Source organism: Arthrobacter sp. PvP023 (assembly GCF_017832975.1).
Taxonomy (GTDB): domain Bacteria; phylum Actinomycetota; class Actinomycetes; order Actinomycetales; family Micrococcaceae; genus Arthrobacter.
Genome location: NZ_JAFIBI010000001.1, coordinates 481,666 through 496,880, shown reverse-complemented (window position 1 = coordinate 496,880; position 15,215 = coordinate 481,666). Strand labels below are relative to the sequence as shown.

Annotated in this window: 14 protein-coding genes; 12 read left to right on the top strand and 2 right to left on the bottom strand. The window is 66.8% G+C overall.

What is annotated here, in order from left to right; all coding sequences use genetic code 11:
- The first annotated feature begins 157 nt into the window (after positions 1-157).
- The 12 genes from JOE31_RS02360 to JOE31_RS02305 all read left to right on the top strand — a co-directional run bounded on the left by JOE31_RS02360 (position 158) and on the right by JOE31_RS02305 (position 13,396).
- Positions 158-853, top strand: coding sequence for a FadR/GntR family transcriptional regulator (locus tag JOE31_RS02360; protein WP_209741961.1), 696 nt, complete (start codon positions 158-160; stop codon positions 851-853).
- A gap of 44 nt (positions 854-897) precedes the next feature.
- Positions 898-1,947 (top strand): asparaginase, encoded by a 1,050-nt coding sequence (locus tag JOE31_RS02355; RefSeq protein ID WP_209741960.1) that lies wholly within the window; start codon positions 898-900, stop codon positions 1,945-1,947.
- A 52-nt stretch (positions 1,948-1,999) separates the two neighbouring features.
- Entirely contained in the window at positions 2,000-3,415 is a 1,416-nt protein-coding gene (locus tag JOE31_RS02350; RefSeq protein WP_209741959.1) for an aspartate ammonia-lyase, read from the top strand.
- Between the two features lie 27 nt (positions 3,416-3,442).
- Complete coding sequence (locus JOE31_RS02345) at positions 3,443-4,993, top strand: amino acid permease (protein ID WP_209741958.1); 1,551 nt, start codon at positions 3,443-3,445, stop codon at positions 4,991-4,993.
- A 190-nt stretch (positions 4,994-5,183) separates the two neighbouring features.
- On the top strand, positions 5,184-6,131 hold the full coding sequence (locus JOE31_RS02340) for an L-lactate dehydrogenase (protein ID WP_209741957.1): 948 nt from the start codon (positions 5,184-5,186) through the stop codon (positions 6,129-6,131).
- A gap of 72 nt (positions 6,132-6,203) precedes the next feature.
- Positions 6,204-6,725, top strand: coding sequence for a hypothetical protein (locus JOE31_RS02335; protein WP_209741956.1), 522 nt, complete (start codon positions 6,204-6,206; stop codon positions 6,723-6,725).
- 139 nt (positions 6,726-6,864) lie between these two features.
- Positions 6,865-7,485: a DUF305 domain-containing protein gene (locus tag JOE31_RS02330; RefSeq protein WP_209741955.1), complete on the top strand. Its 621-nt coding sequence runs from the start codon at positions 6,865-6,867 to the stop codon at positions 7,483-7,485.
- Between the two features lie 84 nt (positions 7,486-7,569).
- Positions 7,570-8,448 carry a F510_1955 family glycosylhydrolase gene (locus JOE31_RS02325; RefSeq protein WP_209741954.1) on the top strand — a complete coding sequence of 293 codons (879 nt, stop codon included), beginning with the start codon at positions 7,570-7,572 and terminating at the stop codon, positions 8,446-8,448.
- A 122-nt stretch (positions 8,449-8,570) separates the two neighbouring features.
- On the top strand, positions 8,571-9,887 hold the full coding sequence (locus JOE31_RS02320; protein WP_209741953.1) for an ATP-binding protein: 1,317 nt from the start codon (positions 8,571-8,573) through the stop codon (positions 9,885-9,887).
- A 17-nt stretch (positions 9,888-9,904) separates the two neighbouring features.
- Positions 9,905-10,534: a hypothetical protein gene (locus tag JOE31_RS02315; protein ID WP_245198925.1), complete on the top strand. Its 630-nt coding sequence runs from the start codon at positions 9,905-9,907 to the stop codon at positions 10,532-10,534.
- Between the two features lie 3 nt (positions 10,535-10,537).
- Complete coding sequence (locus tag JOE31_RS02310; RefSeq protein ID WP_209741952.1) at positions 10,538-11,788, top strand: low temperature requirement protein A; 1,251 nt, start codon at positions 10,538-10,540, stop codon at positions 11,786-11,788.
- Between the two features lie 96 nt (positions 11,789-11,884).
- Complete coding sequence (locus JOE31_RS02305; RefSeq protein WP_209741951.1) at positions 11,885-13,396, top strand: carboxylesterase/lipase family protein; 1,512 nt, start codon at positions 11,885-11,887, stop codon at positions 13,394-13,396.
- Here the strand turns inward: JOE31_RS02305 and JOE31_RS02300 are convergent.
- Together JOE31_RS02300 and gluQRS are read right to left on the bottom strand one after the other, a co-directional pair.
- Positions 13,393-13,998 (bottom strand): phosphohydrolase, encoded by a 606-nt coding sequence (locus JOE31_RS02300; RefSeq protein WP_209741950.1) that lies wholly within the window; start codon positions 13,996-13,998, stop codon positions 13,393-13,395. The two genes, JOE31_RS02305 and JOE31_RS02300, sit on opposite strands and share 4 nt — an antisense overlap.
- Positions 13,999-14,007: 9 nt before the next feature.
- Complete coding sequence (gluQRS, locus tag JOE31_RS02295; protein WP_209741949.1) at positions 14,008-14,904, bottom strand: tRNA glutamyl-Q(34) synthetase GluQRS; 897 nt, start codon at positions 14,902-14,904, stop codon at positions 14,008-14,010.
- Positions 14,905-15,215 lie beyond the last annotated feature (311 nt).

Genomic DNA, 15,215 nt, shown 5'->3' with positions numbered 1-15,215 from the left:
ACGAACGTACCGTTTCACTTCTAAATCCAAGTCTAGGGGCGGGGGGCGCCCCTGTACAGGAACGAATCGGAATGAACGTACCGAATAAACGATCTACAGTTCCGGGGCGGTCCGATTCACAGTTGACACCCCGTGTGACCCGTGCCATATTTTAAGCGTGAACCTGTCAGACAGCCGGACAGCAGGACAGCCCCTCGCTCGCCTTAGCGCAGCCGAAGCCGTCTTCAACGTCCTCCGCGCCGATATCGAGTCCGGCAAGCTCGAGATCGGCGCCAAACTGAGCTCCGAAGCCACGCTCTCCCAGCAGTACGGGGTGAGCCGTTCCGTGGTCCGTGAAGCGCTGCGCTCCTGCAACGCCCTCGGCCTCACCACCACCAAGACCGGCCGCGGCACGTTTGTGGTGGCCAACCGGGTAGCCAAGGACCTGGTCCTAGGTCAGTACTCGGCCCTGGACCTCACCGAGGCCCGCCCGCACATCGAAGTCCCGGCCGCCGGCCTGGCCGCCGAACGCCGGACGGCCGAAGAACTGGAAGGCCTGCGGGAAATCGTGGCCGCCATGGCCGCCGAGGACGACCCCGAAGCCTGGGTGGCCCTCGACTCCAGCTTCCACGCAGCCATTGCCCGGGCCAGCCACAACCAGGTGTTCGAAAACGTGGTCTCCGATATCCGCGACGCCCTGGCGCACCAATCCGAAACCCTCAACATGGTGGCCGACCGGCAGCACGCCTCCGACCAGGAACACCAGCGGATCCTGGCCGCCATCGAATCCGGCAATGCCGTCGCTGCCAGCGCCGCGATGCAGGAACACCTGCATGCCGTAGGCGCCGCCCTCGAATCCATCCTTAGCCAATAGCCGCAACTCCCAACCCGACGCCCGTCACCGATCCCAAGGACTCCATGCTCTCCCCTGCCTTGCCCGCCCATGCCCAGGCCCCGGCTCAGACCCCGGACAATGCCGCCTTGCCGCAGCACGTTCCCCTGGCCGTGCAGACCCGCGACGGGCTCGTGGAAAGCATCCACTACGGCTCGGTGATCGCCACCGCCCCGGATGAATCGGCCGACGGCGGCCTCCGTACGCTGTTCTCGGCGGGTGACCCGCTGGCACCTTTCTACCCGCGGTCCTCGCTCAAGCCGCTGCAGGCCGTGGCGATGGTCCGTGCCGGCCTCGACCTTCCCGCCGACCTCCTGGCCCTCACCGCAGCCAGCCATTCCGGAGCAGCAGTGCACCGTGACGGCGCCCTCCGCATCCTCGAAATGCACGGGCTGACGCCCGAGGCGCTGGAAAACAGCACCGACCTGCCGTACGGCCCGGACGAACGTGAAGAATGGCTCCGCAACGGCGGCACCGCTACCCGGCTCACCCAGAACTGCTCCGGCAAACACGCCGCCATGGCCGCAACCTGCGTCATCAACGGCTGGCCGGTCCGCGGCTACCTGGATCCGGAACACCCCCTGCAGCAGCTCGTCGCCGCCACGGTCCGGGAACTCACCGTCGAAGAACCCGAGCGCACCAGCACCGACGGCTGCGGCACTCCGCTGTTCGCACTGACCCTCCGCGGGATGGCCCGCGCCTTCGGCCACCTCGCCGCCGCAGTGGTGACCAATCCCGGAAGTCCGGAAGCCGCCGTCGGCCGGGCCATGATCCAGCACCCCGAAATGGTGGCGGGCGAAGGCCGCGATGTCACCGAACTGATGCGCCTGCTCCCCGGAGCGGTGGCCAAGGACGGTTTCGAAGGGGTCCAGCTCGTGGGCCTCCCGGACGGCCGCGCCCTGGCTCTGAAAATTTCCGACGGCGGGGACCGCGCCCGCATGCCGGTGACCGTCCGCGGACTGGAAGTGCTCGACGTCGACACCTCACCGCTGGCGGGCATCGCCAGCGGAGCCGTCCTGGGCGGCGGCCGCCCCGTCGGGCAGCTGACGGCCACCGATTTCATCACGGCAACCTAGCAGCCCTGTCCCCCCCAGCTCATCTCCCCAGCCACGCCTCCCGAGGATACCCATGACCGAAACCGCATCAGCCGCCGCCTCCCGTTCCGAGCATGATCTCCTGGGTGACCGGGACGTTCCCGCCGCCGCGTACTGGGGTGTGCACACGCTCCGGGCCGTGGAGAACTTCCCCATCACCGGCCAGCCGCTCTCCTCCAACATGCACCTGGTCCGCGGACTCGCCGCCGTGAAACTCGCAGCCGCCCGCACCAACCACGAACTCGGCCTCCTCGACGCCGAACGCGCCGACGCCATCGAAGCCGCCTGCACCGACGTCATGAACGGCAAACTCAACGACCAGTTCGTCGTGGACGTCATCCAGGGCGGCGCCGGAACCTCCTCGAACATGAACGCCAACGAGGTCATCGCCAACCGCGCCCTGGAAATCCTCGGACACCCCAAAGGCGACTACACCCGCCTGCACCCGAACGACCACGTCAACCTCTCCCAGTCCACCAACGACGTCTACCCCACCGCAGTGAAACTCGGCACCATCTTCGCCGCCCGGGAACTCCTGAACGCCCTGGCCGAACTCGAAGAAGCCTGCGCCGCCAAAGCCCTGGAATTCCGCACAATCGTCAAAATGGGCCGCACCCAGCTCCAGGACGCCGTCCCCATGACCCTCGGCCAGGAATTCGGCACCTACGCCGTCACCATCGGCGAAGACCGGCTCCGCCTGGCCGAAGCAGACCTGCTCATCCACGAAATCAACCTCGGCGCCACCGCCATCGGCACCGGCCTGAACGCACCCGCCGGCTACGCCGAAGCCGCCTGCCGCCACCTCGCCGACATCACCGGCCTGCCCCTGGTCACCGCCGCAGACCTCATCGAAGCCACCCAGGACGTCGGCGCCTTCGTCCACCTCTCCGGCGTCCTCAAACGCGTCGCCGTGAAACTCTCCAAAATCTGCAACGACCTCCGCCTGCTCTCCTCCGGCCCCCGCGCCGGACTCGGCGAAATCAACCTCCCCGCCGTCCAATCCGGATCCTCCATCATGCCCGGCAAGATCAACCCGGTCATCCCCGAAGTCGTCTCCCAGGTCGCCTACGAAGTCATCGGCAACGACGTCACCATCACCATGGCCGCCGAAGCCGGACAACTCCAGCTCAACGCCTTCGAACCCATCATCGTCCACAGCCTCCACAAGAGCATCTCCCACCTCGAAGCCGCCTGCCGCACCCTCACCGCACGCTGCATCCGGGGCATCACCGCCAACACCGACCACCTCCGCCTCACCGTCGAACAATCCATCGGCCTCGTCACCGCCCTCAACCCCCACCTCGGCTACACCACCGCAACCGCCATCGCCCAGGAAGCCCTCGCCACCGGCAAAGGCGTCGCCGAACTCGTCCTCGAACACAACCTGCTCACCGCCGAGCAACTCGAAGACCTCCTCAGCCCCCAACGCCTGGCCAACCTCAGCAAGTAGCGCCCACCCCCTCTTGTAAGGACCCCCATGACACAGCCCCAGCAGGACACTGCCCAAAAGCAGGTCATCACCGACCACACCATCCCGGCGCACGCCCACGCCTCCGAAGCCTCCCTCCACCGCGAGGACGAGGGCTACCACAAGGGGCTCAAGCCCCGGCAGGTCCAGATGATCGCCATCGGCGGCGCGATCGGCACCGGGCTCTTCATGGGTGCCGGCGGCCGGCTTGCCACTGCCGGGCCGGCCCTCATCATCAGCTACGCGGTGTGCGGCTTCTTTGCCTTCATGATCCTGCGCGCCCTCGGCGAGCTGGTGATGCACCGTCCGTCATCCGGCTCGTTCGTCTCCTACGCCCGCGAATTCTTCGGCGAGAAGGCCGCCTTCGTTACCGGCTGGCTGTACTGGCTGAACTGGGCGATGACCGCAATCGTGGACATCACCGCCGTCGCGCTTTACATGAACTTCTTCAAGAAATACTGGGCACCCATCGCGGACGTTCCCCAGTGGACCTGGGCGTTGACGGCCCTGATCCTGGTCCTCGGCCTGAACCTGATCTCCGTCAAGGTCTTCGGCGAACTTGAGTTCTGGTTCGCGCTCATCAAGGTGGTGGCGCTGGTGACCTTCCTGCTGGTGGGCATCTACTTCGTCATCTTCGGCACACCCGTGGCCGGCCAGGAAGTGGGCTTCAGCCTGATCGCAGACAACGGCGGCATGTTCCCCAACGGGCTGCTTCCGGCGATTGTCGTCATGCAAGGCGTGGTGTTTGCCTACGCCTCGATCGAACTGATCGGTACCGCCGCCGGGGAAACCGAGAACCCGGAAAAGATCATGCCCAAGGCCATCAACACAGTAATCTTCCGCATCGCGGTGTTCTACGTCGGCTCCCTGGTGCTGCTTTCCCTCCTCCTGCCGTACACCGCGTACAAAGCCGGCGAAAGCCCGTTCGTCACGTTCTTCGGCTCCATCGGGGTTGAGGGCGTGGACGCCATCATGAACCTGGTGGTCCTGACCGCGGCGCTGTCCTCGCTCAACGCCGGGCTGTACTCCACCGGCCGGATCATGCGCTCCATGTCGGTCGCCGGATCCGCGCCCAAGTTCGCCGCCCGCATGAACAAAGCAGGCGTCCCCTACGGCGGCATTGCCTTGACCGCAGCCGTGGCCGTCCTCGGTGTGGTGCTCAACGCCATCGTTCCCGCCGAAGCCTTCGAAATCGTCCTGAACGTGGCGTCCCTGGGCATCATCAGCACCTGGGCCGTGATTGTGATGTGCCAGATGCAGCTGGCCCGACTCGCCAAGCGGGGCGAACTCCTCCGGCCGGCGTTCCGTATGCCCGGCGCCCCGGTGACCGGCTGGATCACGCTGGCCTTCCTGCTGGCAGTGCTGGTCCTCATGGCCTTCGACTCGCCCGTGGGGACCTGGACCATCGCCTCGCTGGTCATCGTCGTCCCCGCGCTGATGCTGGGCTGGCGCCTCTGCCGGGAACGCGTCCTGGAGATCGCCGCGGTCCGCGACGGCTTCACCGGCCCGTACCCGCTCGTAGCCAACCGCCCGGGCCCGGGCGCGAAGGACAAGAGCTAACCGCTCCTCCGGCCAGGCGTTTCAACAGCGCGAACGGACACTTGCGGCCCTGAAATCTTCGGATTCAGCGGCCGCAAGTGTCCGTTCGCGCTGATGTGTGACCGCTGCTAAATCGGTAGCATGAAGCCATTGCGGGCAGTTGCACACCAGCGCGGGTCCTGGCACTCCGGGACCGGGGAAGAGGTAGCTCATGTCAGGATCCAAACTTGCCGTGGTGGGCGCCGGGAGCGTGGGCACCTCGCTGGCCTACGCAGCCCTGATCCGCGGTTCGGCCAGCCACATCGCCTTGTTCGACGTCAACGCCCTCAAAGCCGAAGCGGAGGTCCTGGACCTCGCCCACGGCACCCAGTTCGCCGCGGCGGCGGCCACCGTCACCGGCGGCGGCGATATCGCGGTGACGGAAGGCGCCGACGTCGTGGTGATCACGGCCGGCGCGAAACAGGCTCCGGGCCAGACGCGCCTGGACCTGGCCGGGACGAACGTCGGCATCCTCGAACAGCTCATGCCGCAACTGCTCCAGCATGCCCCGGACGCGGTCTATGTCCTGGTAACCAACCCCTGCGACGTGCTCACCGTAGCGGCGCAAAAGATCTCCGGCCTGCCCCCGGAGCGCGTCTTCTCCTCCGGCACCGTGCTGGATACGTCCCGGCTGCGCTGGCTGCTGGCCCGCCGCGCCCGAGTCTCAGTGGCCAGCGTGCATGCCAGCATGGTGGGCGAGCATGGCGACACGGAGTTCCCGGTCTGGTCCGGCGCTACCATCGGCCCCGTCCCCATCCGGGACTGGGAAGTGGACGGCGAACGCATCTTCACCCCTGAATACCTTGCCGAAACGGCCCGCGAGGTGACGCAGGCGGCCTACAAGGTCATCGCCGGCAAGGGTGCCACCAACTACGCCATCGGCCTGTCCGGTGCTCGGATCGTGGAAGCCCTGCTCCGGGACGAGAACGCCGTCCTGCCCGTGTCCACCGTGCTGGACGGCCCTTACGGAATCTCCGGCGTGGCGTTGTCCCTTCCCAGCATCGTTGGGCGCGGCGGTGTCCACCGTGTCCTTCATACACCGATGGACGACGGCGAACTTGCCGCCCTGCAGCATTCGGCGGCCACGCTGCGGAACACGATGGGTACGCTGGGAATCTAAGAGCTGCACCCTTCGTTGAAGGGTACGGACTCTACAGCCACTGCGCACGGTACCAAGGGAAGGGAGAACGTTGTGCCTCACATTGCCGGCTCCCGCTCCCTCCCTCTGAGCCGTCCGCTTCGGATCGCTCTGTTTCTGGGCGTCCTCGCAATCCTGGCCGGTTTCATCGGCATGCACGTCTTAGCGTCCCCGCACGGCCGGCACGGCCCGGGCGCCCTGTCCGCCGTTCCCGCCGGCACCACCCACGCATTCCACGCCGCGGCGCCGGGTACAGCAACCCACACCGCGCCCAATGCCATGGCGGACGGCACGGCGCACTCCGCAACCTTGGATCCGGCGTCCGCCCGGCCCATGGGCAGCAGCGCGCCTGAACCGCCGCCGTCGTGCGTCTCCTCCGGCGAAACCGGTGAGATGTCTGCCCCGCACGCAAGCTGCATTCCTGCACCGGCAACCGCAGCCGTGTCCGCGCCGCCCCCCGGCGCCACATCCTTGGCCGGGCCGGAACCGGCCGCGGACACCGGCCGGGTGCCGGACGCCTACACACACGTGCCCGGCAGCCCAACGCCCGGCGAACTCTCCATTAGCCGGACGTAAAACGGGAGCTGCACCGTGACGCTTCCGGTGCTTCCACCTGCCCCTGGATGCCTGCTCCCCGCGTTGAACCCCCGCGCACGAAGCCAGGCAGCCGCCCCTCCCGGCGCCCCATGCCGGATTCCCGAAGGACACCATTCACATGAAGAAGCCAATTACCCTCTCAGCCGCTGCCCTGGCCGCCGTCATCACACTCGCCGGCTGCGGCTCGAACTCCACCACCGGCTCCTCAACGATGCCCGCGGACCACGGGGCCATGAGCTCCAGTTCCGCGCCGGCGGGCAGCCCTGACTCCATGGGCCACAACTCCGCGGACACGCTATTCACCCAGTCCATGATTCCGCACCACGCACAGGCCGTGGAAATGAGTGACATGATGCTCGGCAAGCAGGGCGTCAGACCGGCCGTCACAGAGCTGGCCACCAAAATAAAGGCCGCGCAGGGCCCGGAAATCGAACAGATGATCGGCTGGCTCAAGGGCTGGAATGAACCCACTGCCATGGCCGGGCACGGCGAGGCAGGCCACAGCATGGCCGGCATGATGAGCGACGACGACCTTAAGGCGCTCGACGCCGCCCAGGGCAAGGAAGCTGACAAGCTGTTCCTTACCCAGATGATTGCGCACCACGAGGGCGCCGTGCAGATGGCAAAGGCCGAAATAGCCGACGGGCAGAACAGCGACGCCGTGAAGCTCGCCCAGGAAATCGTTGCCGCCCAGGAGGCCGAAATCAAGCAGATGCAGGAGCTGCTGGCAACGCTTTAGCCCGCCGGCCCCCGGCGCCGGACCGGGACCACACCCGGCCCGGCGCCCCCTGCCTTTACCCGCCCCCAGCCTCTGGAGCCCGTCTTGTATCTATTCCACGCTTCCCGGCGCGGCCGCCTCATCGCCCTCGCATCGGGCCTCCTTCTGGTGCTTGCCGGCTGCTCCGTCGGCCAGCAGCCGACTACCGGGAAAACAAGTCAGCAGGCACCTCAGCGAGGCCTGCCCAACAGCCACGTCCACGGCCTGGCCGTCAATGACGAGACCGGCAAGCCGCTCCTTGCCACGCACGACGGCTTGTTCGACCTCTCGGCAAACCCTGCGGTCAGGATCGGACCCGCCCACGATCTCATGGGCATCACTGCCGGCCCGGACCAGGGCACGTTGTACGCTTCCGGGCACCCGGAGAAGGGCTCTCCGCTCCCGGACCCGCTGGGTCTGTTGCGTTCCACCGACAATGGCGCCACCTGGGAGCCGCTGTCCAGGCAGGGGGAATCAGACTTCCATGCCCTGACCACCACCAGATCCGGGATCGTTGCGTTCGACGGCGCCCTGCGCATCAGCGCCGATGGAAAGTCATGGCAAAAGGTCCCCGCCTCCTTCGTTCCTGCCGCCCTGGCGGGCAGCCCGGGCGGCGACGTAGTCCTCGCCACCACCGCGGAGGGGCTGCAGCGGTCCGCTGACGGCGGGCGCACGTGGGCGCTGAACCGGGCGGCCCCGATCCTCCGGTTTGTAGCTTTAGTCGGAAACAACGACGTTGTGGGGGTGGAGCCGGGCGGCGCCGTCCACCAGTCCCGGGACGGTGGTGGCACTTGGGTTCCGCGGGGCACCCTCCAAGGCGAGGTGTACGCCATTGACGCGGCGGCCGGCAGTGGCGGAGCCGTCCGCGTGTGGGCTGCCACGTCAGCCGGGCTCCTGGAGTCTGCCGACGGCGGGGTCAGCTTCCGTCCCCATGACCCTTCCTAGCGGCCCGGGGTTGTGCTGGCGTAATGCAACGCCGCCGCAACCCCGGGCGGGTGCAGGTTCGCATATGCTCAGCGGAGAAGTTCACGCTGGCTCAACGACGAACCACCACAGGAGAAACGCTCATGACCACCTGGCGGATCAGGGATTTCCATTCGGCCGACCTTGACGGCATCCTGCACCTCTGGGAATCCCTCAAGGCCAGCAACGTGGAGCCCGTCTACGCGCTCTCCGAGGTCTTGGCCTCCTGCGAGAAGGACCACGCCGTGGTGGCGGTGCAGGGCGACATGGTGGTGGGCGCCGCCGTCGGACGCGCCGCGCACGACCAGGGCTGGATCGTCTTCCTGGCCACGCTCCCCGAGTACCGCGGCCGCGGGATCGGCACCTCGCTGCTGGCCGCCGTCGAGAACCGGATGGCCCCGCACGGGCTGAACAAACTGTCCGCGCTGATGCCGGAGTCGGAAACCCGGGTGGAGGCCTTCCTGAGCCGCGGCTTCGTCCTTAAGAAGAACCTGCGCTACTTCGAACGCACCATCCCCGTGCAGCGCCAGGAGCTCGAGCCCCTGGGCCTTCTCGGCGGCCGCATCCTGGCCCGCGACCTCTGGGAGAACGTGGCCGGCATGCGCAACGAGAAGGAACTGCTGGAACGCAGGCTGGTGCTCCCCCTGGCCGAGGCGGACCTGGCGGACGAATTCGGCGTGGTGCCGCCGCGCGCCGTCGTCCTCTTCGGCCCTCCCGGCACCGGCAAGACCACGTTTGCGAAGGCGATCGCGTCCCGGCTCGAATGGCCGTTCGTGGAAGTATTCCCTTCCCGGCTCGCGGCCGATCCGAAGGGCCTCGCCGGCGCCCTCCGTGAAACCTTCCTGGAAATCGCCGAGCTGGAACATGCCGTGGTGTTCATCGACGAGGTGGAAGAGATCGCATCACAGCGGTCCGGCGAACCGCCGTCTCCGTTGCAGGGCGTCACCAATGAGCTCCTGAAGATCATCCCGGCCTTCCGCGAACAGCCGGGCCGCCTGCTGGTGTGCGCCACCAACTTCATCCGCGCCCTGGACACCGCTTTCCTGCGCCACGGCCGGTTCGACTACGTGATCCCCATCGGCCTGCCCGACCGGCAGGCCCGTGAGGCCATGTGGCAGCGTTTCATCCCGGCCACCGTGGTGGACGACGTGGACGTTGAGCTGCTGGTGGACCGCACCGAGGGTTTCTCCCCCGCGGACATTGAGTACGCGGCCCGGAGCGCCTCCCAGCGGGCGCTGGAAAAGGCAGTGTACGACGACGGCGGGCTGGCTTCCGGTGGCGACGTATCCGTCCGCGACGCGGTCCGGAAGGGCCCCGCGACGCAGGACTACCTCGACGCTATTGCGGACACCCGCACCACGGTGAGCAAGGAGGTCCACCAGGACTTCCTTGAGGACATCGACTCACTGGGCCGGGTGTAAGTTCCCACGCGCGTTCTATGATGATCCTGTTCCTCACTGTTGTCAGCGGCGTCGCCTGGACGGCGGTGTACGTTGAGGCAATCCGGATCGGATTCCGGGACAGGACCTACGCCATCCCGGCAGCAGCCCTGGCGCTGAACTTCGCGTGGGAGGCCATTTTCGCCTCGCGTTCCGTGGCGACAGTGCTTTCCGTCCAGGGCGTCATCAACATTGTGTGGGCGCTGGCGGACGTCGCCATCCTGTACACGTTCGTGAGGTTCGGCCGGGCCGAGCTTCCCGCCTGGGTGACGCGGAAGCTCTTCCTCGGCTGGGCGCTGCTCCTGGGAGTCACCGCCTTTGCCGTTCAGCTGCTGTTCGTGGTGGAGTTCGGCTGGGACCAGGCCTCCCGCTATGCGGCCTTCCTGCAGAACCTGCTGATGTCCGGGCTTTTCATCGCGATGTTCGTGGCCCGCGGCGGCCCGCGGGGTCAATCGATGCTGATCGCCGTTGGGAAGTGGATTGGCACCCTGGCACCTACGGTCGTGTTCGGCTGGTTCGGGAACTCACCGCTCATCCTGGGCCTCGGCGCCCTCTGCAGCGTCTTCGACCTCGCCTACATCTGGCTTGTGCTTCGAGCGCGAAAGTCCGCTCCCGGCGGTAATCTTTGACCCATGTCTTCCAACCCCCTCAGGCATGCCATGGCCCGCATGGGCGGCCGCGACCCGCATGAGCAGCACCGGGCAGCCACTCCGCTGGAGCTGTTTTTCGACCTCACCTTCGTGATTGCGTTCGGAGTGGCCGGAAGCCAGTTCGCCCACGAGATCGCCGGGGCCCACTTCGGTGCCGGGCTGCTGGGGTTCTCGTTCACGATGTTTGCCGTCATCTGGGCATGGATCAACTTCACCTGGTTAGCCAGCGCGTACGACACGGATGACTGGGTTTTCCGGGTGGTCACCATGATCCAGCTGCTTGGTGTCCTCATTCTGGCCATGGGGATCGAGCCGCTGTTCCACTCGCTGGCGGAGGGCGACCATGTGGACAACGCCGTCATAGTGGGCGGCTACGTGATCATGCGCCTGGCCCTGGTGTTCCAGTGGCTGCGTGCCGCGCGGCAGGACCCGGCCCGCCGCCAGACCTGCCTGCGCTACGCCACCTACCTTGGCGTGGTGCAGCTCGGGTGGATCGCAGTGCTGATCATTCAGGCGGACTTGCTGACCACCATCCTGCTGACCGTCCCCCTCTACGTCCTGGAAATGGCGACGCCGTACGTGGCGGAACGCTCCATGCGGACCCCGTGGCATGCGCACCACATCGCAGAACGCTACGGCCTGCTGGCCATCATCGCCCTCGGTGAATGCCTGATCGGTGCCATCGAAACGCTCCGCGCCATCGTGGCAAACCATGGCTGGAGCGTCGACGCCGCCCTGGTGGGTTTCGGCGGCACGGCGTTGGCCTTCGCCATGTGGTGGATCTACTTCATCCTGCCCGCCGGCCGCGCCCTCCATCTTCAACGGCACCGCTCGTTCTTCTTCGGCTACGGCCACATCCCCATCTTTGCTGCCATCGCCGCAACCGGCGCCGGACTGCACGTGGCCGCCTACTACATCGACCATGAGGCGCACATCAGCGCCGCCGTGGCCGTGACCAGCATTGCGGTCCCCGTAGCGCTGTTCAAACTCTCCCTCACATGGCTGTACAGCGTGATGATCTGCGTGGACCGCACGGTCATTGCCGTCGCGGCGGGCGTCCTCGCGGCACTGGCGGGCAGCGTGGGGCTCGCCGCTGCCGGGGTCTCCGTGCCCATCTGCTTGCTGGTGATCGTGCTGGCGCTGGGCGTTTCAATTGTCATTGACGAGAAGCGCGGCACCCACAAGATGACCGCGGCTCTGGAACAGATGGAGCGGAAGGTCTCGACGGGCTAGACCGCCAAGGGGTGACCTTCGGCCCTTCAACAGCACCACCGCGGGCTGCCAAGGTGTCCCTATGGCCGGAAACCCTCGAGCCGGGAGGTGCTAGGCATGGACACAATAGTCAAGACCACGCACGGCCGGCTGCGCGGCAGCATCGCCGACGGCGTGCACCGTTTCCTGGGCATTCCGTTCGCGGCGTCGACAGCTGGCGCGAACCGGCTTCGGCCGCCGCAGCCGGTCCAGCCCTGGAGCGGAGTGCGGGACGCCATTCAGTACGGCACGGCCCCTTTCCAGCTTGCCCCTCCGGAAAGTGCGGGTACGGAGTGGGACACGGCCCTGGCCGGCGAGGACTGCCTGAACCTCAACGTCTGGACACCGGACCACGGCAGCCGCGGCCTGCCGGTTATGGTCTGGATCCAGGGCGGCGCGTTCGAAATCGGCTCTACAGCGGCGTACAACGGCACGAACTTCGCCAGGGACGGTGTCGTTTGTGTGGTGATCAACTGGCGCGTCGGCGCCGACGGGTTCCTGGACCTTGGGGACGGGCAGGCGAACATCGGCCTCCTCGACCAGGTGGCGGCCCTGGAGTGGGTCCGTGACAACATTGCAGCCTTCGGCGGCGATCCCGCCAACGTCACCGTGTTTGGCCAGTCGGCAGGTGCCATGAGCATCGGCGTTCTCCTCTCGATGCCCCGCGCCGAGGGGCTGTTCCGTCGGGCCATCCTGCAAAGTGGCGCCGCCCACCATGCCCTTCCCACCCAGACGGCCCAAAGGATCGGCGGATTCCTTTCCGAGAAGCTCGGCGTTCCGCAGACCCGGGAGGCAATGGCCGCGGTCCCCGTTCAGCGGTTCCTCGCGGCGCAGACGGAGCTAAAGGCGGACCTGGCGGCCCGTCCGGACCCGGCGCGCTGGGGACCCGAGGTGGTTGCCAGTTCGATGCTCTGGCAACCGACAGTCGAAGGCGATATCGTTCCGCGCAGCCCCATCGAACGGATCGCTGCCGGCGCCGGCTCCACAGTGGACCTTATGGTCGGCAGCAATACCGAGGACTGGAAGCTGTTCCTTGCCATTACCGGGGTAATCGCCAAGGTCACGGAGCGGGACCTGGCCGAGTCCAGGAGTGTGGACGGCTTCCCGCCAATCAGCGTGTACGGGCTCCCCGCCGAGACGGCATTGCGCGAATACCGGTCCCACTATCCGGGAAGTACTCCCGGCGAGCTGCTTGCCGCCGTGGAAACCGACTGGTGGGTGCGGATTCCGGCGCTCCGCCTGGCGGATGCCCACGCGAAGGCAGCGTCTACGACGTCGGCGCGCACGTACATGTACGAATTTGCGTGGGCCGCTCCCGGCCTCGGCGCAGTCCACGCCGTGGAAGTGCCGTTCGTTTTCGACACCCTGGACACGGATTCCAGGCTCTTCGGACCGCTGCTTGGAACAGACCCGCCGCAGGAACTGGCTGATGCCATGCACGCCGCGTGGATTTCCTTCGCCTCTGCAGGCGATCCGGGGTGGCCCGGCTACGATCTCGAACGCCGTGCCACCATGCTTTTCAATACCGGTTCGGGAGTCGTTGACGACCCCCGGCCATGGGAACGGGCCCTCTGGGAGGGCGTCCGCTAGGACTCGTAGGAGAGGTTCTCGTAGTCGGTGTCGTCCGCCTCGTCCAGGCGGTCATCCAGTTCTTCCAGCAACCAGGGGTTGACGCGGGCCAGGATCAACCGGATTTCTTCAACGGGCACAGCGTCGTAGAGCACCGGCCGGGCGTCGTCATAGCGGGTGACGGGCGGCTTGTCCGGCCACTTTTCCGCCAGCGCCTTGACTCGCTCGGGCAGTGAGTTGTGGGCGTTGTCGGCAATTTTGACCAGGGTGGCGTCATGGTCCTCGGCGATGAAACGGATGCCGGCCTGGTAGTCGTCCGGGTTGTCGTGCAACCGCTTGGTGACACGCTCAATGATGCCGACGGCGCGTTCGGAAACGCCCATGTCCAGCAAAGCCTGCCGGGTGATGGGGGTGTCCTCCGCGATGTCGTGCAGGTAGCCGGCAATCCGGATGTCGTCGTCGAAGTCCGCCAGCGCATCGCCGACGGCGAGAACATGTTCGCGGTACGGCCGCTTGAGCTTGTCCTTCTGGCGGTTATGGGCAACTTCGGCGAGGACCTTGGCCGTCTCAACAGTGAATCGTGGCTGGGGGACGTTTGCGTCCGTGGTTCCTGTTTCTGGCATGGTTCCAGCCTACGCGCCTGCGTCCGGTATGCCGGGCCACACCCACGGCTCCAACGGCAGCGCCGAAGGATCAAAGTGGGCAAGGGCCCCCTGCAGTGGTCCGGCCGGGAGCCCCAGCGACTCCAGGATGATGTCGCGGACGCGCCCGGCATCCAACCCGGCCGCGGCAAGATCGGCCAGGGTCACGGCGCCGTCTCGCTTGGCCAGCCGCGCGCCGTCGGAATTCACCACCAGCGGCACGTGGGCATATTCCGGAACTGGAATATTCAAGAGGGAAGCCAGGTAGGCCTGGCGGGGGGTGGAGGGCAGCAGGTCGTCCCCGCGCACCACCTGGTCGATCCCCTGCGCCGCGTCATCCACCACCACCGCCAGGTTGTAGGCAGTCACCCCGTCATTCCGGCGCAGTACGAAGTCGTCCACCACCCCCGTGTATGTGCCATGCAGCCTGTCTTGCACCGTCCAGTCGGTCACGGTCGAGCGAAGCCGGACGGCAGCGGGCCGAATGGTTCTCTTGAACTCACGTTCCGCCGGGTCCAGGTTCCGGCACGTCCCCGGGTACGCACCTTGCGGGGCATGCGGCGCGGACGGCGCTTCCTGGATTTCGCGCCGGGTGCAGAAGCATTCGTAGGTCAGGCCCGCGGCGGCGAGACCGCCGATCGCTTCCGCATACAGCGGCTCGCGTTCCGTTTGGCGCACGACGCCGTCGTCCCAGGTCACACCGATGGCCGCCAGATCGCGGAGCTGCTCCGCCTCGGCACCCGCACGGGCCCGGTCCAGGTCCTCCACGCGCATCAGGAAACGCCGGCCGGTGGAGCGGGCGAAGAGCCAGGCCAGGATCGCCGTCCGGAGGTTTCCCACGTGCAGTTCGCCGGAAGGGCTCGGAGCGAAACGGCCGGCTGATGTCATGGCACCAGCCTAATCCGGACAACACAAGAGCCCCTCAACTACCGAACACCCCGGGTGATCCGGAATCGGTGGCTCAGGGGCTCTTGCCGTGCCGGGCCCGGGAGCGTGGCTCCGGACCCGTTGCACTGCTGACGGAAATAAATTGCGGAAAGACTATGCGTGAACAAGCGTCAATCAGCGGCGGCGTCCTTGCGGGAAGCCTTGTCCAGGGACCGGGTGGTGTGCCGGGGCTCCTGTAGCCTGCGGGATCCGGCGGTAGCCTGCGTCCCTTGTTGCCATCATTTCAACAGAAGCCCTACAGTAGGCGCAAC

Excerpts from the sequence above, each read along its gene's own strand:
- JOE31_RS02355 (WP_209741960.1), top strand. The coding sequence starts at position 898 with ATGCTCTCCCCTGCCTTGCCCGCCCATGCCCAGGCCCCGGCTCAGACC.
- JOE31_RS02350 (WP_209741959.1), top strand. The coding sequence starts at position 2,000 with ATGACCGAAACCGCATCAGCCGCCGCCTCCCGTTCCGAGCATGATCTC.
- JOE31_RS02345 (WP_209741958.1), top strand. The coding sequence starts at position 3,443 with ATGACACAGCCCCAGCAGGACACTGCCCAAAAGCAGGTCATCACCGAC.
- JOE31_RS02340 (WP_209741957.1), top strand. The coding sequence starts at position 5,184 with ATGTCAGGATCCAAACTTGCCGTGGTGGGCGCCGGGAGCGTGGGCACC.
- JOE31_RS02330 (WP_209741955.1), top strand. The coding sequence starts at position 6,865 with ATGAAGAAGCCAATTACCCTCTCAGCCGCTGCCCTGGCCGCCGTCATC.
- JOE31_RS02320 (WP_209741953.1), top strand. The coding sequence starts at position 8,571 with ATGACCACCTGGCGGATCAGGGATTTCCATTCGGCCGACCTTGACGGC.
- JOE31_RS02315 (WP_245198925.1), top strand. The coding sequence starts at position 9,905 with ATGATGATCCTGTTCCTCACTGTTGTCAGCGGCGTCGCCTGGACGGCG.
- JOE31_RS02310 (WP_209741952.1), top strand. The coding sequence starts at position 10,538 with ATGTCTTCCAACCCCCTCAGGCATGCCATGGCCCGCATGGGCGGCCGC.
- JOE31_RS02305 (WP_209741951.1), top strand. The coding sequence starts at position 11,885 with ATGGACACAATAGTCAAGACCACGCACGGCCGGCTGCGCGGCAGCATC.
- JOE31_RS02300 (WP_209741950.1), bottom strand. The coding sequence starts at position 13,998 with ATGCCAGAAACAGGAACCACGGACGCAAACGTCCCCCAGCCACGATTC.
- gluQRS (WP_209741949.1), bottom strand. The coding sequence starts at position 14,904 with ATGACATCAGCCGGCCGTTTCGCTCCGAGCCCTTCCGGCGAACTGCAC.